This is a genomic window from Thalassococcus arenae, from assembly GCF_019104745.1.
Taxonomy (GTDB): Bacteria; Pseudomonadota; Alphaproteobacteria; order Rhodobacterales; family Rhodobacteraceae; genus Thalassococcus_B; species Thalassococcus_B arenae.
Window position 1 is genome coordinate 1,076,541 of the sequence record NZ_JAHRWL010000002.1, and the last position, 22,474, is coordinate 1,099,014.

At 65.5% G+C, this 22,474-nt stretch carries 17 protein-coding genes; 5 read left to right on the forward strand and 12 right to left on the reverse strand.

Translation table 11 applies throughout. From position 1 onward, the window contains the following. Positions 1 to 51 precede the first annotated feature (51 nt). The 3 genes from KUH32_RS16630 (at position 52) to KUH32_RS16640 (ending at position 5,357) form a co-directional block, all read left to right on the forward strand. A complete protein-coding gene (locus KUH32_RS16630) occupies positions 52 to 507 on the forward strand; it encodes a (2Fe-2S)-binding protein (protein WP_217779717.1) in 456 nt (151 codons plus the stop codon). A 3-nt stretch (positions 508 to 510) separates the two neighbouring features. Then, a complete protein-coding gene (locus tag KUH32_RS16635; RefSeq protein WP_217779718.1) occupies positions 511 to 2,748 on the forward strand; it encodes a xanthine dehydrogenase family protein molybdopterin-binding subunit in 2,238 nt (745 codons plus the stop codon). Positions 2,749 to 2,993: 245 nt separating this feature from the next. After that, on the forward strand, positions 2,994 to 5,357 hold the full coding sequence (locus KUH32_RS16640; protein WP_217779719.1) for a Hint domain-containing protein: 2,364 nt from the start codon (positions 2,994 to 2,996) through the stop codon (positions 5,355 to 5,357). A gap of 3 nt (positions 5,358 to 5,360) precedes the next feature. Here the strand turns inward: KUH32_RS16640 and KUH32_RS16645 are convergent, their stop codons facing one another. The 6 genes from KUH32_RS16645 to KUH32_RS16670 form a co-directional block, all read right to left on the reverse strand. Beyond that, positions 5,361 to 6,140, reverse strand: coding sequence for a 2OG-Fe(II) oxygenase (locus KUH32_RS16645; RefSeq protein WP_217779720.1), 780 nt, complete (start codon positions 6,138 to 6,140; stop codon positions 5,361 to 5,363). 40 nt (positions 6,141 to 6,180) lie between these two features. Beyond that, a complete protein-coding gene (locus tag KUH32_RS16650) occupies positions 6,181 to 6,957 on the reverse strand; it encodes a gamma-glutamyl-gamma-aminobutyrate hydrolase family protein (protein WP_217779721.1) in 777 nt (258 codons plus the stop codon). Between the two features lie 58 nt (positions 6,958 to 7,015). Continuing rightward, positions 7,016 to 7,444: a GlcG/HbpS family heme-binding protein gene (locus KUH32_RS16655; protein ID WP_217779722.1), complete on the reverse strand. Its 429-nt coding sequence runs from the start codon at positions 7,442 to 7,444 to the stop codon at positions 7,016 to 7,018. A gap of 116 nt (positions 7,445 to 7,560) precedes the next feature. Next, on the reverse strand, positions 7,561 to 9,708 hold the full coding sequence (locus KUH32_RS16660; RefSeq protein ID WP_217779723.1) for a malate synthase G: 2,148 nt from the start codon (positions 9,706 to 9,708) through the stop codon (positions 7,561 to 7,563). Between the two features lie 293 nt (positions 9,709 to 10,001). After that, positions 10,002 to 11,813: an ABCB family ABC transporter ATP-binding protein/permease gene (locus KUH32_RS16665; protein ID WP_217779724.1), complete on the reverse strand. Its 1,812-nt coding sequence runs from the start codon at positions 11,811 to 11,813 to the stop codon at positions 10,002 to 10,004. 58 nt (positions 11,814 to 11,871) lie between these two features. After that, on the reverse strand, positions 11,872 to 13,215 hold the full coding sequence (locus KUH32_RS16670) for a LysM peptidoglycan-binding domain-containing protein (protein ID WP_254899191.1): 1,344 nt from the start codon (positions 13,213 to 13,215) through the stop codon (positions 11,872 to 11,874). 118 nt (positions 13,216 to 13,333) lie between these two features. On the opposite strand from KUH32_RS16670, the gene KUH32_RS16675 reads away from it, so the two are divergent. After that, complete coding sequence (locus KUH32_RS16675; protein ID WP_217779725.1) at positions 13,334 to 13,885, forward strand: LOG family protein; 552 nt, start codon at positions 13,334 to 13,336, stop codon at positions 13,883 to 13,885. Here the strand turns inward: KUH32_RS16675 and rarD are convergent. Further along, complete coding sequence (gene rarD, locus KUH32_RS16680) at positions 13,792 to 14,742, reverse strand: EamA family transporter RarD (protein WP_217779726.1); 951 nt, start codon at positions 14,740 to 14,742, stop codon at positions 13,792 to 13,794. The two genes, KUH32_RS16675 and rarD, sit on opposite strands and share 94 nt — an antisense overlap. 49 nt (positions 14,743 to 14,791) lie before the next feature. Next, positions 14,792 to 15,247 carry a host attachment family protein gene (locus KUH32_RS16685; RefSeq protein ID WP_217779727.1) on the reverse strand — a complete coding sequence of 152 codons (456 nt, stop codon included), beginning with the start codon at positions 15,245 to 15,247 and terminating at the stop codon, positions 14,792 to 14,794. Positions 15,248 to 15,509: 262 nt separating this feature from the next. On the opposite strand from KUH32_RS16685, the gene KUH32_RS16690 reads away from it, so the two are divergent. Beyond that, positions 15,510 to 17,696: a hypothetical protein gene (locus tag KUH32_RS16690; RefSeq protein ID WP_217779728.1), complete on the forward strand. Its 2,187-nt coding sequence runs from the start codon at positions 15,510 to 15,512 to the stop codon at positions 17,694 to 17,696. Positions 17,697 to 17,768: 72 nt separating this feature from the next. Here KUH32_RS16690 and KUH32_RS16695 read toward each other — a convergent pair whose 3' ends face one another. From KUH32_RS16695 to KUH32_RS16710, 4 genes are all read right to left on the reverse strand, one after another. After that, positions 17,769 to 18,368, reverse strand: coding sequence for a superoxide dismutase (locus KUH32_RS16695; RefSeq protein WP_217779729.1), 600 nt, complete (start codon positions 18,366 to 18,368; stop codon positions 17,769 to 17,771). Positions 18,369 to 18,472: 104 nt separating this feature from the next. Beyond that, entirely contained in the window at positions 18,473 to 19,039 is a 567-nt protein-coding gene (locus KUH32_RS16700) for a sarcosine oxidase subunit gamma (protein ID WP_217779730.1), read from the reverse strand. Then, entirely contained in the window at positions 19,032 to 22,052 is a 3,021-nt protein-coding gene (locus KUH32_RS16705) for a sarcosine oxidase subunit alpha family protein (protein WP_217779731.1), read from the reverse strand. Before KUH32_RS16705 ends, KUH32_RS16700 begins: the two co-directional genes overlap by 8 nt. Before the next feature lie 67 nt (positions 22,053 to 22,119). Continuing rightward, on the reverse strand, positions 22,120 to 22,443 hold the full coding sequence (locus KUH32_RS16710) for a sarcosine oxidase subunit delta (protein WP_217779732.1): 324 nt from the start codon (positions 22,441 to 22,443) through the stop codon (positions 22,120 to 22,122). Between the last annotated feature and the right edge of the window lie 31 nt (positions 22,444 to 22,474).

Consider the following 22,474-nt stretch of genomic DNA (forward strand, 5'->3'; position numbering starts at 1 on the left):
GGCTGACAAATACGCTCCATTTTGTCAGAAAGTCTGGATAGAGGGTATATCATGGCCAGAACGATTACCGTGAACGGCGCGGTGCAGGCAGTGGATCTGCCCGACGAGGTGCCACTGCTTTGGGTGCTGCGCGACCAGCTCGACCTGACCGGCACGAAATTCGGCTGCGGCGTCGCGGCCTGCGGCGCCTGCACCGTGCATATCGACGGCGAAGCGGTGCGATCCTGCCAGGTGGCGCTTGGCGATGTCTGGGGTGACGTGACCACGATCGAGGGCCTGGGCACGCCGGATCGGATGCACAAGCTGCAACAGGCGTGGGTCGATTTCCAGGTCGCGCAATGCGGCTATTGCCAGTCCGGGCAGATCATGCAGGCCGCAGCACTTCTGGAACAGATCCCCAATCCCAGCGATGATGACATCGACGCCGCAATGTCCGGCAACCTGTGCCGTTGCGGCACCTACCCGCGCATCCGCGCGGCGATCAAATCCGTCGCCGAGGGGGCGTAAACCATGGCCAGTATTGGAAAAATCGCCCGCCGCACCTTTCTTTTCGGCTCGCTCGCCATCGCCGGTGGCGTCGCCTTTGGCGTTTGGCAGGTGCGCAGGACGCCCCCCAACCCGTTGCAGCCCGCTGAAGGCGAGGTCACGCTCAGCCCCTTCGTGCTGATCGACGCGGACGGCGTGACACTGATCGCGCCGCGGGCCGAGATGGGTCAGGGCACGCACACAACCTGGGCCGCGCTGCTGGCCGAGGAACTCGATCTGGATTGGCAGGACATCCGCGTCATTCACGGCCCGCCCGCCAAGGCCTATTACAACCAGGCGATGATGAAGGAAGGCCTGCCCAACAAGGGATATGACGCGTCGGCCTTTCAAGAGGCGCTGGCCGAGGCCATGGGCGATATCGGCAAGGTGCTGAACCTGCAGGTGACCGGCGGCTCGACCGCGATGAAGGACGGCTTTGACCGGATGCGCGTGGCCGGTGCCGCAGCGCGCGAGATGCTGAAAGGCGCCGCCGCCGAACGGCTGGGCGTGACCGTGGCACAGCTGAGAACCGAAGGCGGCGCCGTCATCGCACCGGACGGCACCGTGCTGCCCTATCCCGACCTGGCCGAGGCTGCCGCGCGGATCGACCCGCCCGAGATCGCCTTGCGCCCGCAATCGGACTGGCGGCTGCTTGGGCGGTCGCTGCCGCGCGTCGACATGATCGGCAAATCAACCGGCACCGCGCAATTCGCCATCGACACCCGCCTGCCGGGAATGAAATTCGCAGCGATCCGGATGTCGCCACGCCGGGGCGCCATGCTGTCCTACGATGCGGCCGCCGCGGAACGGATGCCCGGTGTCGAGAAGGTGGTCGACCTGGGCGACGGCCTGGCGGTGATCGCATCCAACACCTGGCTGGCGCAGCGGGCCGCCGACGCCATCGATGTGGAGTGGGCGCCCGCCGCCTACCCCGCCGACATGAACGGGATGTATGCCGCGATCGCAGCCGCGTTTGACGCCAAGCCGAATTCGACCATGCGCGACGACGGCGATGTCGACACCTTGCCCCAGGGTGCGACCGAGATCACCGCGGAATACCGGGTGCCGTTCCTGGCCCATGCCACGATGGAGCCGATGAACGCCACCGCCTGGATCGACGGCGACCGGCTGCGGCTTTGGTGCGGCAACCAGGCGCCGACCTTCACACGCGACGCCTGTGCCGCCGAGGCCGGAATCGACGCCGACAAGGTCGACCTGGAAACCACGCTGATGGGCGGTGGCTTCGGCCGCCGCGGTGAGATGGATTTCAGCATCCTCGCAACCCGTGTCGCCAAGGCGGTGCCCGGTGTGCCGGTCAACGTGACCTGGTCGCGCGAGGAGGACATGACCCACGATTTCTATCGCCCGGCCGCGATGGCGCGGATGCGCGGCGCGGTCAAGGATGGCGCCGCGGTTATGCTGGACCTTCAGGTTGCGGCGCCTTCGGTGACGCAACAGGCGCTGAAACGCTGGACCGGCTTCAGCCCCGGCGGCCCGGACAAGGTGCATGTCGAGGGGTTGTTCAACCAGCCCTACGGCGTGGCGAACTACCGCGTGCGCGGCCACCTGGCCGAGATCGAGCCGCCTCTGGGCTTCTGGCGGTCGGTCGGCAACAGCTTCAACGGCTTCTTCCACGAAAGCTTCATGGACGAGATGGCGCATGCCGCAGGCGCCGACCCGTTGGAATTCCGCCTGGCGCTGGCACGCGCCGAATGGGCGCCCGCGGCGGCGGTGCTGGACGCGGTCAAGGAGATGTCGGGCTGGACCGGCAAGACGCCGGATGGCACCGGGCGCGGCGTGGCGATGACCTACAGTTTCGGCACGCCGGTCGCCATGGTGATCGAGGTGAAGGACAGCGACGGCGGCATCCGTCTGACCGGCGCCTGGATCGCCGCGGATATGGGCATCGCGCTGGACCCCGGCATCATCGAGGCGCAGCTGACCGGCGGCATGGCCTATGGCCTTTCGGCGGCGATGAACGAGGAAATCACCTTTGCCGACGGCATGGTCGAGCAATTGAATTTCCCCGATTACGAACCGCTGCGGATCGGCCAGATGCCCCCGGTCGCGGTGCGCATCCTCGAAACCCAGGACCACTTGGGCGGCGCCGGCGAAGTCGCGACGCCGCCCGCTGCGCCCGCCCTGGCCAATGCCATCTTCGACCTGACCGGGCAACGGGCACGGGAACTGCCGCTGCGAAAGCAGTTCAGCTTCGCCCTCTGAGCCCTCTGAGCCCTGCCTCGAAGCGAACCAAGCGCCCGGCCCCTTCGGCCGGGCGTTATCGTTTCCGGATTGGCCACAATTCATCATTAATTTGCCTAGAATCGCGCGCAATACCGCCAGACGCCCCCCTTATCCAGATTCCGAACGGCCCTAGCGGCCTTCTTTGACTGTAGCGCCATCCCGCCCGACCAGGCGGGCTGTGCACCGCCAAACCGGGCCGACCCGGATAGGCTAGGAGTTGCGTGATGGCCACGTATACGGTGGGGCTGTACAACCTGAACCCGTCGGGACTGATCCCGACCGGGACGGGAAGCACGTTCACCTGGACCGGCAGCTCTGCTTTCAATGGCACTGCACAGATCACCGACAACGAAGCCGGTATCGGCGGCCAGACTCTGGACGACGATTCAAACGGCGCCGAACAGGCCATCGCCACCGTCACGATCGGCGGCAATACCTCGCTGGCTTCGACCGCCGATGCCGAACTGGTCTGGACGATTACCGACAACGTCACCGGCCAGACCTTCGAGGTGGTTCAGTTCCAGGTGGAACAAGGACCGGCTGCGGGCTTTTACACGCTTTCCGAACAACCGTTGGTCGCCGGCCGCAGCTATACCGTCAACGCCTACAACTCGAACCCCGACGCCACGGCGGGCGACATCGCGTTTTCCTATGCCGATTATGGCGACGACGTCATCAACGGTACGGCCGGGGCGGACCTGATCGATGCCAGCTATACCGATGCCGGCGGGCTGTCGGTGGACGGGTTCACCAACGACAACCAGAACGACAGCATCGCGGCCGGAGGCGGCAACGACACCATCGCCGGCGGCGCCGGGGCCGACACCATCCTCGGCGAAGGCGGTTCGGACCTGATCTATGGCGATTACGGAACGACGACCGCCGCCACGGTCGGCGGCACGCTGACCTGGACCGCGCAGGGCGGCAACAACACCGATCTGTCGGCCGGGTTCACGCAGGACACCGGCGCCATCGATATCTCGGTCGGGTTCACCGATGACGGCAACAACAACCCGACCTTCCTGGTTTCGACGCTGACCGAATATGTCGGATCGGGCGAAAATACCTCGACCGTCTCGGCGCTGCGCCTGTTCGGCGACGGCGACGGCGCATCCTCGACCACCACGATCGATTTCGCCGCCAGTGCCGGCGCCGCGGTCGAGGACGAGGTGCAGAACGTCTCGTTCCGGATCAACGACATCGACTGGGGCAGTGGCAACCACACCGACATCGTCACGGTCAACGCTTTCGATGCACTCGGAAACCCCGTTACCGTCACCCTGACCCCGGGTGGCGGCGACACCGTGTCGGGAAACACGATCACCGCCGAAACGGTCGCGGAATCGCAGGCCGACCTGGGCGGGTCTGTCCTGGTCGAAATCGCCGGGCCGGTCGCGCAGATCGAAATCATCTATGCCAACGGTCAATCCGGCACCCAGGCGGTCTATGTCACCGACATTTCCTACGAGGCGATCCCGCTGGGCGGCAACGACAGCATCGATGCGGGCAACGGAAACGACACGGTGTTCGGCGAGGCCGGCGACGACACGATCATCGGCGGTAACGGCGCCGACAGCATCGATGGCGGTTCCGGCAATGACAGCCTGCGCGGCGACGGCGGAAACGACACGATCATCGGCGGCGCCGGCAACGACACGATCGACGGCGGCAACAACAACGACAGCATCGATGGGGGCACCGGCGCCGACAGCGTGTTGGGTGGCGCGGGCAACGACACGATCTCGGCCGGTCAGGGCGATTCCCTGTTCGGTGGCGACGGCAACGATGTTTTCACCCTGGTCGACCTGCTGGAACCGGGCGCCGGAACGATCACCATCGACGGCGGTACCGGCGCGCAGGGTCAAGGCGACAGGCTGGACCTGAACGGGCTGGCCGACCGGACGACGCTGAACATCACGTCGAATGTCGGCGGCGAACAGACCGGCACGATCACCATGCTGGACGGCACGGTGGTGTCGTTCAGCAACATCGACGCCATCGTCTGCTTTACCCCCGGCACGCGCATCCTGACCGCCGCCGGATACCGCGCCGTCGAAACGTTGCGCCCCGGCGATCCGATCGTCACCCGCGATGACGGCATTCAGCCGCTGCGCTGGACCGCGCAGCGCACGGTGCTGGCCAGGGACGACTTCGCGCCGGTGGAATTCGCGCAGGCCAGCCTGCCGGGCGCGCAGGCGCCCTTGCTGGTATCCCCCCAGCACCGGATGCTGTTCGAAGGCTACCGGACCCAGTTGCTGTTCGGCGAAGACGAGGTTTTCGCCGCCGCCCGCCATCTGGAGGACGGCGTGCTGGTGCGGCGCAAGCCCGGCGGGCTCGTGACCTATATCCACCTGCTGCTGGACCGACACCAGGTGATCTGTGCCGAAGGTGTGCCCACCGAAAGCTTCCATGTCGGGACGCAAGGCCTGGCCGCGCTCAGCGATGCGGCGCGCGAGGATCTGTTCGCGACGCTGCCCGGGCTGCGGTCCGATCCCGCTCGCTATGGCGATACCGCGCGCCGATGCCTCAAGGCGCACGAAGCGCGGTCGTTGATCGCGCCTTTCGCCGGTAGCGGCCTTGCCGCCTGAGCCTCAGCCAAGACGGCCGTAAAAGGTCATCCGCGCGTTTTCCGACAGCGCGACACCCGGCTGCGCATTGTACGCCAGAACCGCCAGCATCCGGGTCCTGTCGCTGGCATTCGGCGTCACCCGGTGCGCCGAATTGCGGCCGCGGAACAGAACCAGCGTGCCGGGCTCCATCTCGAGGATGTCGACGGGCATCCGCCCCTCCAAAAGCGCCTGCACACCATCGAAATTCATCTCTCCCGCATCGGCATCGCGCAGGTCCCTGACATATTCGAACCGGCCTCCCGCATCGGGTTTCTGGATCAGCAAGGTAATGGCAAAGGACGAATTGTCGAAATGCCAGCCCAGCTCTTGCCCACGCTCGGCGTAGTGGATGTTGATCGACGACAATGGGTCGGCATAGGGGTAAAGGCCGGCTTCACCCGTCACGGCCATGACGAAGGCGCGAAATTCCGGCGCATCGTAGAGCACCCGCAGCGGCGAGTCCGCCGCCACGACATCGTCGCAGACACAGCCTTTGGACGATGTGACCTGACGATTGACCGGGTGGTCGGGCGGATGGTGCGGATCAGGTGGTGTCAGATAGACGGAATGGGTCTGGGTGCAGAAATAGGCCTGTTCTTGCGCCGCCCGGGCTTCGCGCCGCAGGGTCTCAAGCGCGACTGGCTGGATGAAGCCCGGCAATACCAGCGTGCCGTCTCGGTTCAGCAAGGCGCGGCATCGGCGGGCGAAATCTGCCTCGCCCAGCGGCCAGGCCTCGGTGTCGACGATATCGGCTAACTGCATCGTTTGGCTCCTGACCTGGGCGCCGAGATGGCGCGCGGTGTCACGCTGTCTGGCGCATCCCGCCACGGCCGCGGCCGGCCCAGTCGTGAACCGCCGCGCCGAAGGCCTGAAACAGCGGCCGCGAGACCGGATCGTTGGCGGCATCCCATTCGGGGTGCCATTGCACCGAGAGGGTGAAACCCTTGGCGCCGTCGACGCGGATCGCCTCGGGCGTGCCGTCGGGTGCATGGCCCTCGATGACGACACCGCGACCGGGTGTCTTGATCCCCTGCCCATGCAGCGTGTTGGTCATCACCTCGGTTGCGCCGAACAGCTTGTGGAAAACGCCGCCTTCGGTCAGTGTCACCTTGTGGCGCAGGGCGAACTTCTCCTCCAGCGTGCCATCGGGTGGCATGCGGTGGTTCATCCGCCCCGGCAGGTCCCGGATCTCCGGATGAAGCGTGCCGCCCAAGGCGACGTTGACCTCCTGGAAGCCGCGGCAGATCCCCAGGAACGGTTGTCCGCGTTCGACCAGCGCGCGGATCAGCGGCAGCGTCACCGCATCGCGGGCCCGGTCGCAGGCGCCATGCGCCTCGGTATGCTCCTCGCCATATTCCTCGGCGTGAACGTTGGGACGGCCACCGGTGAAGACAAAGCCATCGCAAACCGTGGTCAGCTCGGCCACCGAGACAAAGCGCGGATCGGCCGGAACCAGCAGCGGCAGGCAGCCCGCCACTTCGGACACCGCTTCGGAATTCATCATTCCGCCGGCATGGGCCGGGTATTGATCGTTGATCAGATAGGCGTTGCCGATGATGCCGACGACGGGCCGTGTCATGTCGAACCGCTCCTTTTGCACCGTAAATAAAGCACGGAAACGGTTTCCGAAAGATGTCTCAAACCTCGGCCACGAGCCCCACCGCCTCGATGCCCGCTTTCGCGGCAACGGCATCGTTGTCCGAGCTGTCGCCCGTCACGCCGACCGCGCCCAGCACGCGGCCCTTGGCGTCGCGCACCAGGACGCCACCCGGCACCGGTATCAGCCTGCCGTCCAGGGCGGCATTGGCGGCGGCGATGAAATAGGCCTGTGCCTCGGCCCGCGCCATCTGCGCGGTGCCTGCCATGCCCAGCATCACCGCACCATAGGCCTTGCCATGGGCGATCTGGAACCGTCCGGGGCTGGCGCCGTCCGATCGCTCGAAGGCCTGGATGTTGCCGCCCGCGTCCAGCACGATCACCGACAGCGGTTTCATCCCCGCGCCGGTGCCGTGCTCCAGCGTCTTGCGGATGATCGTCCGCGCCCGTCTCAGCGAAAGCTCTGGCATCTCTTGCCCTCCCATTGCTTCATCTTGCCCGGAAAACTCCGGGGGTGAATGGCCCGCAGGGCCAGAGGGGGCAGCGCCCCCTTTCCCGGGCGACGCGCATCGCGCGGCGCAATCCCTCAGCCCGCCGCCTTCAGCTCAAGCCGCCGGCGATGCAGCACCGGTTCGGTATAGCCCGAAGGCTGCACCCGGCCCTCGAAGACCAGATCGCAGGCCGCCTGGAACGCGATACCGTCATAGCCCGGCGCCATCGGCCGGTAAGCTGGATCGCCTGCGTTCTGGCGGTCCACGACTTCGGCCATGCGCCGCATCACCGCCATGACGTCATCGCGCGACACCACCCCGTGATGCAGCCAGTTGGCGATGTGTTGCGACGAAATCCGGCAGGTCGCACGGTCTTCCATCAGCCCCACATCGTTGATGTCCGGAACCTTGGAACAGCCGACCCCGTGGTCGATCCAGCGCACCACGTAGCCAAGGATGCCCTGCGCGTTGTTTTCGACTTCGCGGATGATCTGCTCCCTGCTCCACTTGCGGAAGCTGGCCAGCGGGATGTCCAGGATCGTGTCCACATGCGCGCGCCGCCCGCCCTTCAGCAGCTTTGCCTGAACCGCGAAGACATCGACCTTGTGGTAATGCAGCGCGTGCAGGGTCGCGGCGGTGGGCGACGGCACCCAGGCGCAGTTGGCGCCGGATTTGGGATGTTCGATCTTGGTCTCGAGCATCGCCGCCATCATGTCGGGCATGGCCCACATGCCCTTGCCGATCTGCGCGCGGCCCGACAACCCGCATTCCAGCCCGATATCGACGTTGCGGTTCTCGTAGCCGCCGATCCAGGCCTTGCGCTTGATGAAATCCTTGCGGCTGAAAGGGCCCGCTTCCATGCTTGTGTGGATCTCGTCCCCTGTCCGGTCCAGAAAACCGGTGTTGATGAAGGCCACGCGGTGTTGCGCCGCCCGGATGCATTGCTTGAGGTTGACGCTGGTGCGCCGCTCCTCGTCCATGATCCCCAGCTTGACGGTGTATTGCGGCAGCCCAAGCGCGTCTTCGACAAAGCTGAAGGTCTCGTCGGCAAAGGCGACCTCGTCGGGCCCGTGCATCTTGGGTTTGACCACGTAGACCGACCCGCAAACGGAATTGCGCGGCCCGTCCGTCTTGGCCAGGTCGTGTTTGGCGATCAGCGTGGTCACCATCGCGTCCATCAGCCCTTCAAAGATCTCCGAACCGTCGCGCAGCAGGATCGCAGGATTGGTCATCAGATGGCCCACGTTGCGCACCAGCATCAGCGCCCGGCCCTTGACGACGATTTCGGATCCGTCCGGCGCCGTGTAGGTCCGGTCGGGGTTCAACGCCCGCGTGACCGTCTTGCCGCCCTTGGCAAAGGTGTCGGTCAGATCGCCCTTCATCAGGCCCAGCCAGTTGCGGTAGGCTAGCACCTTGTCCTCGGCATCGACGCAGGCGACGCTGTCCTCGCAATCCATGATCGCGCTGACCGCCGATTCCATCCGCACATCCGCCAGCCCTGCCTGATCGCGGGCGCCGATCGGGTGGGTGCGGTCGAATACCAACTCGACATGCAGGCCGTGATTGCACAGCAAAACCGCGTCCGGTGCCTTGGGGTGGCCGCGATAGCCGACGAACTTGCCCGGATCGGCCAACGGCATGTCGTCGACCAGAAGAGCGCCCTTGTCGACATAGTAGCGCCGTGCATCGGCATGGGACGTGCCCTGGATCGGGAACGCCTCGTCCAGGAAGACCCGCGCCCGCGCGACGACCCGCGCGCCGCGCCCCCGATCATAGCCGCCCGCCGGCGGGGCCGAACCCATGGCATCGGTGCCGTAGAGCCCGTCATACAGGCTGCCCCAGCGGGCGTTCGCCGCGTTCAGCGCGTAGCGCGCATTGGTGATCGGCACCACCAGCTGCGGGCCGGGAACGGACGCTATCTCGGGATCGGTATTCCTGGTTTCGATGCGAAAATCATCGCCCTCGGGCAACAGGTAACCGATATCCGCCAGAAACGCCTTGTAGGCTTCGTGATCGTGCGGCTGGTTGCGGCGTGCCTTGTGCCACTCGTCGATCCGGGTCTGCAGGTCGTCGCGCACCGCCAGCAGGGCTGCGTTGCGCGGGCCGAACTCGTGGGCCAGATGCGACAACGCCGCCCAGAAATCACCGGCTTCGATCCCGCTGCCGGGCAGCGCCTCTGCCTCGATGAAGTCGGCCAGCACCCGGTCGACCTGCAACCCGTGTTTCTCGATGCGCTCTGCCATGACGGCTCCCTTCGGTATGCGGTGGTCCACTGTCTAGAAAACAAGTTTCCGATCCGCAACAGCTTTGGTCAGGTTATGTCACCAATTTCCCAGGCAGACCGCCGGCGCCGGCCCAGACGCCAGCCGATCGCAAGGCCGGACCCTGGTCCGAAGACCGGGCGCTGACATGCATGCGGCAGCGCAGCCGCGACGCATGGCGCAATCACGATCGACCGCACGTCGAGGATGAAAGCGTCGCGTTGCCACAGCCCGAAGGAAAGCGCGCGGAAGCGCACAATCGGATCGGCCCCGGCTCAGGCCGCCGCTTCCTCGGCCTGCTGGCGCTGCCACAGTGCGGCGTAGCGTCCGGCCCGCGCCAACAGCGCGTCATGGGTTCCCTCTTCGACCACTTCACCGTTCTCCAGCACAACGATCCGATCCGCATCGGCGATGGTGGACAGCCGGTGCGCGATGGTGATGACCGTGCGGCCTTCGCCCGCCCGGCGCAACGCGTCCTGGATCGAGGCCTCGGTTTCGGTGTCCAGAGCCGATGTCGCTTCGTCCAGCAAAAGGATCGGCGGGTTCTTCAGCAAGGTCCGGGCGATGCCCACGCGCTGTTTCTCGCCGCCCGACAGTTTCAGCCCGCGTTCGCCCACCTGGGTGTCATAGCCTTCGGGCAGCGCGGCGATGAAATCGTGGATCTGCGCGGCCCTGGCTGCGGCGACGATATCGGCCTCGCTGGCATCATCGCGCCCATAGCCGATGTTATACCGTATCGTGTCGTTGAACAGCACCGTGTCCTGCGGCACCACGCCGATGGCGGCATGCAGGCTTTCCTGGGTCACATCGCGCACGTCCTGGCCGTCGATCCGAACTGCCCCGCCGCCCACGTCGTAGAACCGGAACAACAGCCGCCCGATGGTGGATTTTCCCGAACCCGAAGGCCCGACCAGCGCCACGTTCTCGCCCGCGCCCACGGTAACGTCGACGCCCTTGAGGATCGGCCGCGCGGGATCGTAGCCGAACGACACGTCGCGGAATTCCACCACGCCGCCATTCACCTGCAAGTCACGCGCGCCGGGCTTGTCGGCGACCTCGGCCGGCTGTTCGAGCAGGTCGAACATCTCTCCCATATCGACCAGCGATTGGCGGATCTCGCGGTAGACGGTGCCGAGGAAATTCAGCGGCATGGTGATCTGGATCATGTAGGCGTTGACCATGACGAAATCGCCCACGGTCAGCGCGCCGTTCTGCACGCCCACCGCCGCCATGACCATCACCGCGACCAGCCCGAACGTGATGATCAGCGACTGGCCGAAATTCAGAAACGCCAGCGAGGTCGACGTCTTGATCGCGGCGACTTCGTAGCCTTCCATCGCGCGGTCATAACGCGCCGCCTCGCGCCCTTCGGCGCCGAAATACTTGACGGTCTCGAAATTCAGCAGGCTGTCGATCGCCTTCTGGTTAGCGTCGGTGTCCTGGGCGTTCATGTCGCGGCGCAGCTGCACCCGCCATTCGGTCACCTTGAAGGTGAACCAGACATAGATCGCGATCACGCCGGCCACGACCAGCAGGTACCAGACATCAAAAAGGAAAAAGAGCACCAGCGCGACAAGGGTCAGTTCCAGGATCAGCGGCCCGACGCTGAAGATCAGGAAACGCAGCAGGAATTCCACGCCCTTCACGCCGCGTTCGATGATCCGGCTCAGCCCGCCGGTCTTGCGGGTGATGTGATAGCGCATCGACAGGCGGTGGATATGGGTGAAGGTCTCGAGCGCCAGGGTGCGCAGCGCACGCTGCGCGACCTTGGCAAAGACCGCATCGCGCAATTGCTGGAAACCCACGCTCATCAGCCGCGCCATGCCGTAGGCGATGGTCAGGCCCACCGCGCCCAGCATCAGGTCCGACACTTCGCCCGACAGGCTGTCGACCGCCTGCTTGTAGAGGATCGGCGTGTAGACCGAGACCAGCTTGGAGACCACCAGCAGCGCCAGGGCGAACGACACGCGATATTTGACCCAATCCTGCCCGTCGGGCCACAGATAGGGCCCGACACGACGAATGGTTCTCCAGCCCGAGCGGCGTTCTTCGCGGGCGATCTCGGCGTCGGTGATGTCGGCAGGCATGAACGGTCCCTTGCGGTTTCGCCTCTACCTAGGCGGGCGATGCGGCAAAGGCCAGACCCTAGTCCGGCAGGCTGAAGACCTGGCCGGGATAGATCAGGTCGGGGTCGCGGATCTGGTCGGCATTGGCCTCGAACACGCGGACATAGGCGGTGCCTTCGCCATAGCGCGACCGGGCGATGGCCCACAGCGTATTGCCGGGCTGGACCGTAACCGCCGAAACCGGCGCATCGGCGTCGCGTGCCGCGGCCAGGATGGCAGGTTCTTCGCGCAGGAACGGGCTTTCGACGCGCGCGATGACCGCGCCCGCAGCGTCGAGCTGATCGACACGCAAGGTGTAGGTTCCGGTGTCGATCTCGGGAAGCGCCACGCGCCAGCGTCCGTCCTCGCGGATGCGCGACGTGGTGACCGGCGCGTTGTCCAGGTAGATCCGCAGGAAACCGGACTGTGCGCCCCGCCCGGCAAGGAACACGTCACCCTCGGCATCGTAGGTGATCGCGTCCAGCGCCACGCCGGACGGCGGCAGCGGCGCGGCCTGCAACACCTCGATCCCGGCGGCATTCGACAGCAGGACGGCGGGCGCGGTTGGCTGGGTCGGCGGCGTGCTGTCGACCGCCAGGGGCGTGGCGTCGCGCGCCAGCCCGGGGGCAGCGGTCGTGCTGTCGACAGTGGCCGCGGTTCCCGGTTGCGGCGCGGCCGCCGAGGCGGGGGCCGTCCCGACCACCGACACGCCCGGCCGCGCGGCGTCCGACACCCCGGTTTCGGCTGTCACTGCCGGAGCGGATTCGGAACTCGATGCGTCGGCGTCCTGTCCGGGTTGTGCCGTGCCCGTCGCGACCGGCGCGGCGCGGGCAAGCGCGGGCGCCGGAGGCGTGACGATGACCTCGCCATCGGAGTCGACGGTTTCGCCGTCGCGAACGGCGCGCAGCGTCAGGATTACCGGATCGCGATCCAGCACCAGATCAACGAACATGGCGAAACGCCCATCCGCCAACACCGGTTCTTCGGCCACGACCGCGCCATCGGCCAGGATCGCGACGCGCTCGGCGCCCTCGGCCTTGCCGGACACCAGCGTCAGACCCAGCGGGTCGGCGCGGACCAGATCGATCATCAATGCGGGCAGTCTTTCGGTATCAGCATCGGGCGCAGGGTCATCCCGTGTTTCGGACGCGATGGCCGGCGCAGCCTGTGGCGCGGCGGCGGGTTGGACCACGGTTTCAGGCTCCGGTTCAGGGCGCGGCGCCTGCGCACCCGGCGGTGTTGCCGACGGCGCCGGCATCACTGCCTGATCCCCGGTCTCCATGTCCGACGGCGGCGACACGAAGAACCCGTCGCGCAGCGCCAGCACGCCGGTCACGACGACCACGGCGCCGCCCAGCGTGGCAATCAGTTTGTTCGCGTTCATGACACCCTTCGAACCGACATGGTCTTTGCACCGGTGATTTCGGTGCCGCCACGATTGAGCCCGTATAGCAAGCAGGCTATCACCGGTCAAAACCGCAGTGAACCCGAAGGCAGATCCGATGCGCCAGAAATCCATCTGTGTCTATTGCGGCTCGCGCATGGGACGCGATCCGGTCTACGCGACCGAGGCCGAGCATCTGGGCATTTCGCTGGCACAGGAAGGCTGGCGCCTGGTCTACGGGGCGGGCGATATCGGTTTGATGGGAACGGTGGCACGGGCGGCGCAAACCGCAGGTGCCGATACGTTCGGCGTGATCCCCGAACATCTGGTTCGGCACGAGATCGGCAAGACGGACCTGACCCGTTTCGTCGTCACCGAAACAATGCACGAGCGCAAGAAGGTGATGGTGATGAACGCCGATGCCATCGTGGTCATGCCGGGCGGCGCCGGGTCGCTGGACGAGTTCTTCGAGGTGCTGACCTGGCGCCAATTGGGCCTGCACGACAAGCCGATCGTGCTGCTGGATGCCAAGGGCTATTGGGGACCTCTACGCGGGCTGCTCGATCACGTCGTCGATCACGGTTTCGCCGATGCCTCGCTGCTGGACTTCGTACAGGTCGGGGCCTCGGCCACCGAGGTCATGGACATCCTGCGCCGCGCCCTGTCCTGACGGATGGTCGAGATCGAATAAAGCGCGAGCCCGGTCCAGATCAGCCCGAAGGCCAAGGCGTGAACCGGCGTGAAGGGCTCGGTGAAGATCACGACCGCGCACAGGAACTGCAGCGTCGGATTGAGGTACTGCACCAGCCCCACCGTGCTGAGCGGCACCAGTTGCGCGGCGCGGGAAAACAGAACCAGGGGCAGCGCGGTCAAAAGACCGGAGGCGATCAGCAAGAGACTGGTGACCAGGTCGCGCCCGAACGCACCTGCACCGCCGACATGCAACATCGCCAGCCAGGCCAGAGCCACGGGCGTCAGCAGCAGGATTTCGGCGGTCACCGATACGACCGGGCCGATGCTGAGCCGTTTCTTCAGCACGCCGTAGATGGAAAACGTCGTGGCCAGCACCAGCGGCAGCCAGGGCGCGGTTCCCAGTCCGGCGACCAGCACCGCGACCGAGGCCGCGGCCAGTGCCACCGCCAGCCACTGCAGCCGCGACAGGCGTTCGCCAAACAGCACGACACCCAGGGCCACCGATACCAGCGGGTAGATGTAATAGCCCAGGGACGTTTCCTTGACCAAGCCCACCTGCACCGACCAGATGAACAGGAACCAGTTGACCGTGATCATCGCCGCGGCCAATCCCACCGTCGCCGCCTTGACCGGGCTGTCGAGCGCGGCCCGCACGGCGCGCAGGCGGCCCTGCACCAGCAGCAGGCCGGCGAACAGAAACAGCGACCAGACCGTGCGATGCGCCAGCACTTCGAGCGGCGGCACATGGGTCAGCAGCTTGTAGAACAGCGGCGACAGGCCCCAGATCACGCAGGCCGCAACGATGGCGATGAACCCGATCCGTGTGTCCGACATGCCCGCCCCCTGCCCCCTCCTAACTGGGGTACAGATGACGGGCAAGCGGTCAGGCGCCGTCCAGTTCGGCCTGCAACAGCGCCTCGATCCTGTCCAACGGGTGGTTGGTCAGCGTCTTGTGCAACTCGGCCACGACGCGCGCGGCCACTTCCTTGTGCAGCGCGGGACGCAGCGCGCCCAGCACGCGCGGCGGCGCGACCAGCACAAGCCGGTCGAACGCGCCGCGATGCGCCAGCTGGTACAGCAGGTCGGCAAGGTCTTCGGCAAAGCGTTCCTTGGCCAGCTCGTGCCAGTCGGTTTCCTCCATCGCCGAGCGTTGCCCGGCACCGCCATCGCCCCGGCGCCCCGGCGGGCTGGCGCCCTGGTCGCGATCCGGCGGGTTGTCCTGTTTCTTGATGCGCACCACGTTCAGATCCGGGTTGATCTCGTCCAGGTCGTTGCGCAGGAACAGCGCCTTTTCCCCATCTGCCACCAGCACCCAGGTTCCGGCCTTCAAAACGGACATGCAAAGCCTCCTATTTCCCAGTGTCGATATCGCCATCGACACGGCCCAGCCTTACCCGAGGCGGGCGTCCGGTCCTTGCGGTCGATCAATCCGGCATATCGGGCCGGAACCCGATTGAAGCAACCATTGGCTGTTTTTCGCTAATTGTGCGCGCGCATTGAGCGATCTCTATTTTGGCGAGGTAAACTGATGTATTCTCGTCATGCGTGTGCACCAGTGCCGCTGTTTTTTATCAAATCGATTTCAGAACTGGAGGACGACCATGTCCGACGAAAAGGAACTCCAACTGCGCAGGAGTCTTCCGATCCTGCGCGCTCAGAACCCGAATTACTTCGGCAACCTGTCCAAGCTCGACCTTCCCGACATTCCCAAAGCCGTACTGAACATGGTCGAGGTCACCAAGTACGAGCAACTGACCTGCATCGGCTATGAACCCGAAAGCGAGGTTCTGGCCGCCGTGGTCAAGGTCAAGCAGACCAGCGGTTATTCCGGCGGCCCCTGCACGGACGGGTCATGGGAATACGTGCGGTTCTACCTGGATTACGGCGACGGCACCTGGATCGACCACGGCATGGCCGGGTTCAACATCCACGATCTCAAGACCCGTGGCGACCTGTGCTACGCGGTACCGATCCACATCGACCCCAAGAAACGCACTTTCTGCCACCGCGAACCGGTGCTGCCCAGGGTGCGCGCGATCCTGTCGTGGAACGACGTCCCACCGCCGAACATGCCGAACTGGCTGCCGGTCTGGGGCAACGTTCTGGAACGCGACATCCAGATCGACCCGTGGAGCCTTGTGATCGGCACCATCCTTGACCTCAAGGACCAGATCGATGTGGTCAAGATCGATCCGTCGCTGCTGGACAAGCTCAAGGAGATCGTCGAACAGCAGCCGCCGATCCCCAACCCGCCCGCACCGTTGGCCGAACTGGTCAAGGTCGACAAGGACGAGGGCGAAATGGGCGTTCTGCGCGCCGTCTACCCGATGGTCCTGGAAGCCGCGGCAAGCAAGTCCTTCGAGACGGTGACAGGGCTGACCAAGGCGGTGCAGGCGTTGAATATCGACCTGTCGAAATTCGACGACTTCATCCTCAAGCCCAAGTTCAACACCCGCTACGAGGAACTGCACTGCGTTGGTCTGGACCGCGCCGAAAGCCGCCTGCACGGCGTTGTGCAGATCAAGCGGCGGTCGGGCTATTCCGGCGGGCTGTGCAGCAAGGGCAGCAAGGAATACATCGCCTTCTACCTCGATTTCGGGTCGGGCTGGGTCTACCAGGGCACGACCTCGGTGACCGTGCACAACATCCCGCAGATCCCCAACGGCGGGCTGTGGTACCAGGCGTCGCTGCCGGTCAACCTCGACCCCTACCGCGAGGAATGGTGCAAGACCGGATTCGCCAAGATCCGCGGGATTCTGTCCTGGGGTGTGCCGCCCACACCCTATGATCCGGACCACGTTTCGCACTGGGGCGATCACGAAGACTGCGTGATCGAGATCAAGCCCCTGCCCGAAGGCATCGTTCCCGGCCAGTTCACGCCGTTCCTGGAATCGATCGGCAACATGGCGCTGCCCAACATCAACGCGGCAGGCTATGCCACGGGCGATGCGGTCAGCGGCGAATATGCCGGCGCCAAGGACAGCCCGTTCGGCGGCAACATCCCGTTGAAGGGCAACGCGTTCTTTGCACCGTCGCCGCTGGAATACCAGATCTGGCTCAAACGGCCGGGCGATCCGTCGGCGCAGCCCTACACGACCAGCTTCGACGTCTGGGTCACGACTTATCCCAGCACGACGCCCGTCAAGGTCAAGCAGATCGCTTCGGGCGGCTGGTTCGACTACCTGCCCAGCACCACGGTCAGCGTCGCGGGCGGCCTTCTGGGCATGCTGAGCGGTTTGGCCGACGGCGAACACCAGGTCTATCTGCTGTTCCGCCAACCGGCCGGGCCGATCATCGCCTGGACCACGCCCAAGACCTTCATGGTCGACAACACGCGGCCTGTCGTCGATGTCGAGATCACCAGCGGCACCGGCAATTGCGGCAAGTTCGACAAGGGCGACACGATCTCGGGCACGTTCAAGATGACCGAGGTTCACAGCCGGTCTCTGTCGATCTACGTGACCCCAACCGACGAAGGCAAAGGCGGGGTGATGAAGATCACCGCGGCAGCGCCCGCAGGGGGCGCGGCGGTTTTCCCGATCACCGAGACCACCGTCACCGCGGCCAATCCCGACGGCGCCGACCCAAACAAGGTGCGCGTCACCATGACCTACAACGACGGCGTGCTTTCGGGTTCCGGTGTCAATGCCGGCACCTGGACGCTGGATACCACGGACATGGATCCCTGTGGCTACAATATCTGGATCCACGGCGAGGACCGGACCATTGTCAGCGGCAGCCATGTCGGCTGGGACGACTGGGATGGCGAAGGCTTCTGCCTGACCTGATCGGGCCTGCGAAAAACACGAAAGGCGCCCTTTGGGGCGCCTTTCCCTTGTCCTGCCGCAAGCAGGGGCAGTTCAGAGCCGCGAAGCGACGTTTTCCCAGTTGACCAGGTTGTCGAGGAAATTGGCCAGGTAGGCCGGGCGCTTGTTGCGGAAATCGATGTAGTAGGAATGTTCCCACACGTCGCAGCCCAGCAGCGCGGTCTGGCCGAAGCACAGCGGGTTCACGCCGTTTTCCGTCTTGGTCACCTTCAGCCCGCCATCGGCATCCTTGACCAGCCAGCACCAGCCCGAGCCGAACTGACCCGCACCGGCGGCCGAAAACTCTTCCTTGAACTTCTCGACGGTGCCGAAGCTGTCCTTGATCGCCGCCTCGAGTTCACCCGGCATCTTGTTGTCGCCCGGGCCCATCATTTCCCAGAACTGCATGTGGTTCCAGTGCTGCGACGCGTTGTTGAAGATGCCGTTCTGCGCCACCGCGCCGGCCTGGTAGGTGCCCTTGACGATCTCTTCGAGAGACTTGCCCTCCCACTCGGTGCCGGCGATCAGCTTGTTGCCGTTGTCGACATAGGCCTTGTGGTGGATGTCGTGGTGATATTCCAGCGTCTCCTGGCTCATGCCCTTGGAGGCGAGAGCGTCATGCGCATAGGGAAGGTCGGGAAGCGAGAAAGCCATGGTTCTACCCCTTGTTGGTGATGGCGATTGCCTCATACCTGTCGCGCGACCGACGCAAGGTCAAGGCTTGGCCGGTCGGAATGACGTGTCGCGCGGCACCCGGCCTAGAAAAAGCCGACCGTGCTGTCGGGCTGTGCGGCCGTGCTCAGCAGGTCGAACATATATCGCGACACCGAGCGAAAGCAGATCACGGTCGCGGTTTCGGAGTCGCTGAGCCAGAACGCGCCGGCCACTTGCGCCAACCGCGTGCGGCGCACGGTCCCGACGGCAAAGCGGTCGGGCGCCATGTCGACCGGCGCCAGCTTGGCCAGAACCTCGCGCACCGCAGCCCCCCGAAGGCGGAACACGGCGCGCGCGTCCGAGACATCGGCGACCAGAGAATGCGCCTTGCCAAGCGCCTTGGTCAACGCCGCCACGGTGTCGGCGCTGTCGGCGCGCGGACAGAGGATCATCAGCTCGTCCGGCGACATCCAGAGCACGGCCTTGTCGCCGTCGCCAAGCGCCTGCCGCTGGCCCGGCACGTCCAGTCCCACCGCCGCCTTGACCGCCTTTTTCACCGGGGCCGAAGCCAGGTCACCGCGCAAGGTGATCATGCCGCGCGGACCGCCATCGGCGACCGTGACCAGCCCGTCGAAAATCGCCCCGTCCAGGGCCGTGACCGGTTCAGACATTCTGCTTTTCCCCTTCCGGATCATAGAACACCGGGCTGACGATGCGCGCCTCGATCATCGTGGTGCCGTCGTCCTTGGCAAAGCGGATCACCTCGCCCATGCGGTCGGGTCCGCGTTTGACCAGCCCCATCGCGATGCCCTTGTTCAAAGTCGGTGAATGGTAGGTCGACGTGACCCGACCCTCGGTGTTGCGCTGGCCGTTGGCGTTCTTGCCGTCGGCCACCGCATAGGCGCCATCCGGCAGGACCGAACCGTCCAGCGTTTCCAGCCCGACAAGCTGCCAACGATCCGGGTCGGTCATGTGGTTGCGCTGCTGCGCGCGCTTGCCCAGGTAGTCGTCCTTTTTCTTGGAAATCGCCCAGTGCAGGCCCAGGTCTTGCGGGATCACGGTGCCGTCGGTCTCATCCCCGATCATGATAAAGCCCTTTTCGGCCCGCATGATGTGCAGTGCTTCGGTGCCGTAGGGCGTGGCGCCCCACTCGGCCCCGGCCTCGCGCAGCTTGTCCCACAACGCCCGGCCCTGCCCGGCCGCCACGGCGATTTCATAGCTCAGCTCGCCCGAGAACGAGATCCGGAAGATGCGCACCGGCAGCCCGGCCAGCGTGCCGTCCGCCCAGGTCATGAAGGGCAGCGCATCTTTTGACACGTCCATCCCGCCCAGCTTTTCCAGCACCTTGCGGGCGTTGGGGCCGACCACGGCGATCTGCGCGAATTGCTCGGTGACGTTGGCCGTATAGACCTTCCAGTCCCACCATTCGGTCTGCAACCATTCCTCCATATGGGCATGGATACGGTCGGCGCCGCCGGTGGTGGTGTGGCAAAGCCAGGTATCGTCGTCGATCCGCGCCACGACGCCGTCATCGGTCAGGAACCCGTTTTCCGTACACATCAGCCCATAGCGGCATTTGCCCGGCGCCAGGTTGCTCATCATGTTGGTATAAAGCATGTCCAGGAAGCGGCCGGCATCCGGCCCCTTGACGATGATCTTGCCCAGCGTCGAAGCATCGAGCAGGCCCAGGCTGTCGCGGGTGGCGCGCACCTCGCGGGCGACCGCATCCTTCACGCTTTCGCCCGGCTGCTGAAAGCAATAGGGCCGCCGCCAGTGGCCGACCGGTTCCCAATGCGCACCGTTGGCCTCGTGCCAGTCATGCAGCGGCGTACGGCGCAGCGGCTGGAACACTGCGCCGCGCGCCTCACCGGCGATGGCCCCCATGCTGATCGGCGTATAGGGCGGACGGAAGGTGGTGGTGCCGACCTGCGGGATCGGTTCACCCAATGCCCGAGCAAGCGTCGCCAATCCATTGATGTTGCTCAGTTTACCCTGATCCGTCGCCATTCCCAGCGTGGTGTAGCGCTTGGTATGCTCGACCGACTCGAACCCTTCGCGCGCGGCCAGTTGCACGTCGGACACCTTGACGTCGTTCTGGTAGTCCAGCCAGGCCTTGGCGCGCAACGCATGCTGGGCGCCTTGCGGCATCATCCAGACCGGTTCCAACGGCGCTTCGTCCTGTGCCGCCGCCTTGGGCGCGGCGCTGCGTTTGGGTGTGAACCCCGCCGCCCTGGCCGCTGCCTTGCCCGCCTTGTCGGCATCGGTGAGCGTGTCGTCCAGCGCCAGCCAACCATTGGCCGCCCCCGCCGCGTGGACATTGGCGGAACCGTCGGCGCCGATCGGTGCCCGGTCGGGATCGGGGCGGAAGAACGCGCCCGCCTCATCCCATCGCAGCTTGCCGCCGGTATGGGACCACAGGTGCACGACCGGCGACCAGCCGCCGGACATCGCCACCGCGTCGCAGGCGATTTCTTCGACCAGGGCGCCTTCGCCGGCCTGAGAGCACATCACCACGCCTGTCACGCGCTTGGTGCCCTTGACCTTGGCGATGCCGCGCCCGGTCTCGACCCGGATGCCAAGCGCCCGCGCCTCGTCCATGAGCGCGCCACCGCCGTGGGTGCGCGCATCAAGGATCGCCGGCACGTCCAGACCCGCCTGTTTCAGCGCGATGGCGGTGCGATAGGCGTCGTCGTTGTTGGTCACGACCACGGTGCGGTCACCGATCGACACACCATGGTCGACCACGTAATCGCGCACCGCACTGGCCAGCATCACGCCGGGAATATCGTTTCCGGCGAACGAGATCGGGCGCTCGATCGCGCCGGTGGCGGTGACGATCTGACTGGCGCGGATCCGCCACAGACGGTGACGCGGCCCCCCCGCCTTGGGCGCGTGGTCGGTCAGCCGTTCGTAACCCAACGCATAGCCGTGATCGTAAAGCCCCGCACCCATGCAGCGGTTCCGCATGCGGACATTGTCCATGGTTTCAAGGGCCTGAACGGTTTCGCTGACCCACTCCGCCGCCGGTTTCCCGTCGACCTGTCCGCCATCCACCGGCGTGCGGCCACCCCAATGCGCGGTTTGCTCGAGCAGCAGAACCCGCGCCCCGGCATCGCCCGCCGCCTTGGCCGCCTGAAGGCCGGCCACGCCGCCGCCGATCACCAGCACGTCGACATAGGCGTAGAAATGCTCGTAGGTGTCGGGGTCGACCTTTTCCTTGTCCGGCGCGCGGCCCAGGCCCGCCGATTGCCGGATGAACGGCTCATAGACGTGTTTCCACAGTGGACGGGGATGGATGAACATCTTGTAGTAGAAACCCGCCGGCAAGAACCGCGCCAGGTAGTTGTTGGCGACGCCGATATCGAATTCAAGGCTGGGCCAGTGGTTCTGGCTGGTCGCGCTCAGACCGTCGAACAGTTCGGTCGTCGTGGCGCGCTGGTTGGGTTCGTGCCGGTCTCCGGTGCCGAGGTTGACCAGCGCATTGGGCTCTTCGGCGCCGCTGGCGACGATGCCGCGCGGGCGGTGATACTTGAAACTGCGCCCGACCATCATCTGGTCATTGGCCAGCAGCGCAGATGCCAGCGTGTCGCCGGCGTACCCGTTCAACCGCTTGCCGTTGAAGGTGAATTCGATCTGTTTGCTGCGGTCGATCAGGCGACCGCCCCTGGCAAGACGTGTGCTCATGTCCGGACCCCATGTCGTGCGGCGGCGTCGGAGCCTCCGGCGGGAGTTTTCTTGGCAAGATGAAGGATCATGTCGCGGCGTTCCATCCCGGCCGGCGCTTGGCGATGGCGTCGAGGATCGCCTTTGGCGGCTCGGTCGTCTGCGCCGGATAGGTGCCGAACACCTCGAGCGTCATCGTGCAGCGCGCGGCATGGAACCACTTTCCGCAGCCGTAGGAATGCCGCCATCGTTCGAAATGAACGCCCCTGGGGTTCTTGCGCAGGAACAGGTAGCCCTCGAAATCGTCGTCCGAGCTTTCGGGACCGAAGCGCTTGAGATGCGCTTCGCCGCCGCCGGTCAGTTCGGTTTCCTCGGCGTCGACGCCGCAATAGGGGCAATGCAGGGTCAGCATCGCGTGCCTCCTCGTGTTCGGATCGGGTGCA

Bases quoted from the DNA above. Each gene is read 5' to 3' on its own strand.
- KUH32_RS16630 (WP_217779717.1), top strand. From the start codon at position 52: ATGGCCAGAACGATTACCGTGAACGGCGCGGTGCAGGCAGTGGATCTG.
- KUH32_RS16695 (WP_217779729.1), bottom strand. From the start codon at position 18,368: ATGGCTTTCTCGCTTCCCGACCTTCCCTATGCGCATGACGCTCTCGCC.
- KUH32_RS16655 (WP_217779722.1), bottom strand. From the start codon at position 7,444: ATGCCAGAGCTTTCGCTGAGACGGGCGCGGACGATCATCCGCAAGACG.
- KUH32_RS16700 (WP_217779730.1), bottom strand. From the start codon at position 19,039: ATGTCTGAACCGGTCACGGCCCTGGACGGGGCGATTTTCGACGGGCTG.
- KUH32_RS16635 (WP_217779718.1), top strand. From the start codon at position 511: ATGGCCAGTATTGGAAAAATCGCCCGCCGCACCTTTCTTTTCGGCTCG.
- KUH32_RS16710 (WP_217779732.1), bottom strand. From the start codon at position 22,443: ATGCTGACCCTGCATTGCCCCTATTGCGGCGTCGACGCCGAGGAAACC.
- KUH32_RS16665 (WP_217779724.1), bottom strand. From the start codon at position 11,813: ATGCCTGCCGACATCACCGACGCCGAGATCGCCCGCGAAGAACGCCGC.
- KUH32_RS16640 (WP_217779719.1), top strand. From the start codon at position 2,994: ATGGCCACGTATACGGTGGGGCTGTACAACCTGAACCCGTCGGGACTG.
- KUH32_RS16675 (WP_217779725.1), top strand. From the start codon at position 13,334: ATGCGCCAGAAATCCATCTGTGTCTATTGCGGCTCGCGCATGGGACGC.
- KUH32_RS16645 (WP_217779720.1), bottom strand. From the start codon at position 6,140: ATGCAGTTAGCCGATATCGTCGACACCGAGGCCTGGCCGCTGGGCGAG.
- KUH32_RS16670 (WP_254899191.1), bottom strand. From the start codon at position 13,215: ATGAACGCGAACAAACTGATTGCCACGCTGGGCGGCGCCGTGGTCGTC.
- rarD (WP_217779726.1), bottom strand. From the start codon at position 14,742: ATGTCGGACACACGGATCGGGTTCATCGCCATCGTTGCGGCCTGCGTG.
- KUH32_RS16650 (WP_217779721.1), bottom strand. From the start codon at position 6,957: ATGACACGGCCCGTCGTCGGCATCATCGGCAACGCCTATCTGATCAAC.
- KUH32_RS16690 (WP_217779728.1), top strand. From the start codon at position 15,510: ATGTCCGACGAAAAGGAACTCCAACTGCGCAGGAGTCTTCCGATCCTG.
- KUH32_RS16685 (WP_217779727.1), bottom strand. From the start codon at position 15,247: ATGTCCGTTTTGAAGGCCGGAACCTGGGTGCTGGTGGCAGATGGGGAA.
- KUH32_RS16660 (WP_217779723.1), bottom strand. From the start codon at position 9,708: ATGGCAGAGCGCATCGAGAAACACGGGTTGCAGGTCGACCGGGTGCTG.
- KUH32_RS16705 (WP_217779731.1), bottom strand. From the start codon at position 22,052: ATGAGCACACGTCTTGCCAGGGGCGGTCGCCTGATCGACCGCAGCAAA.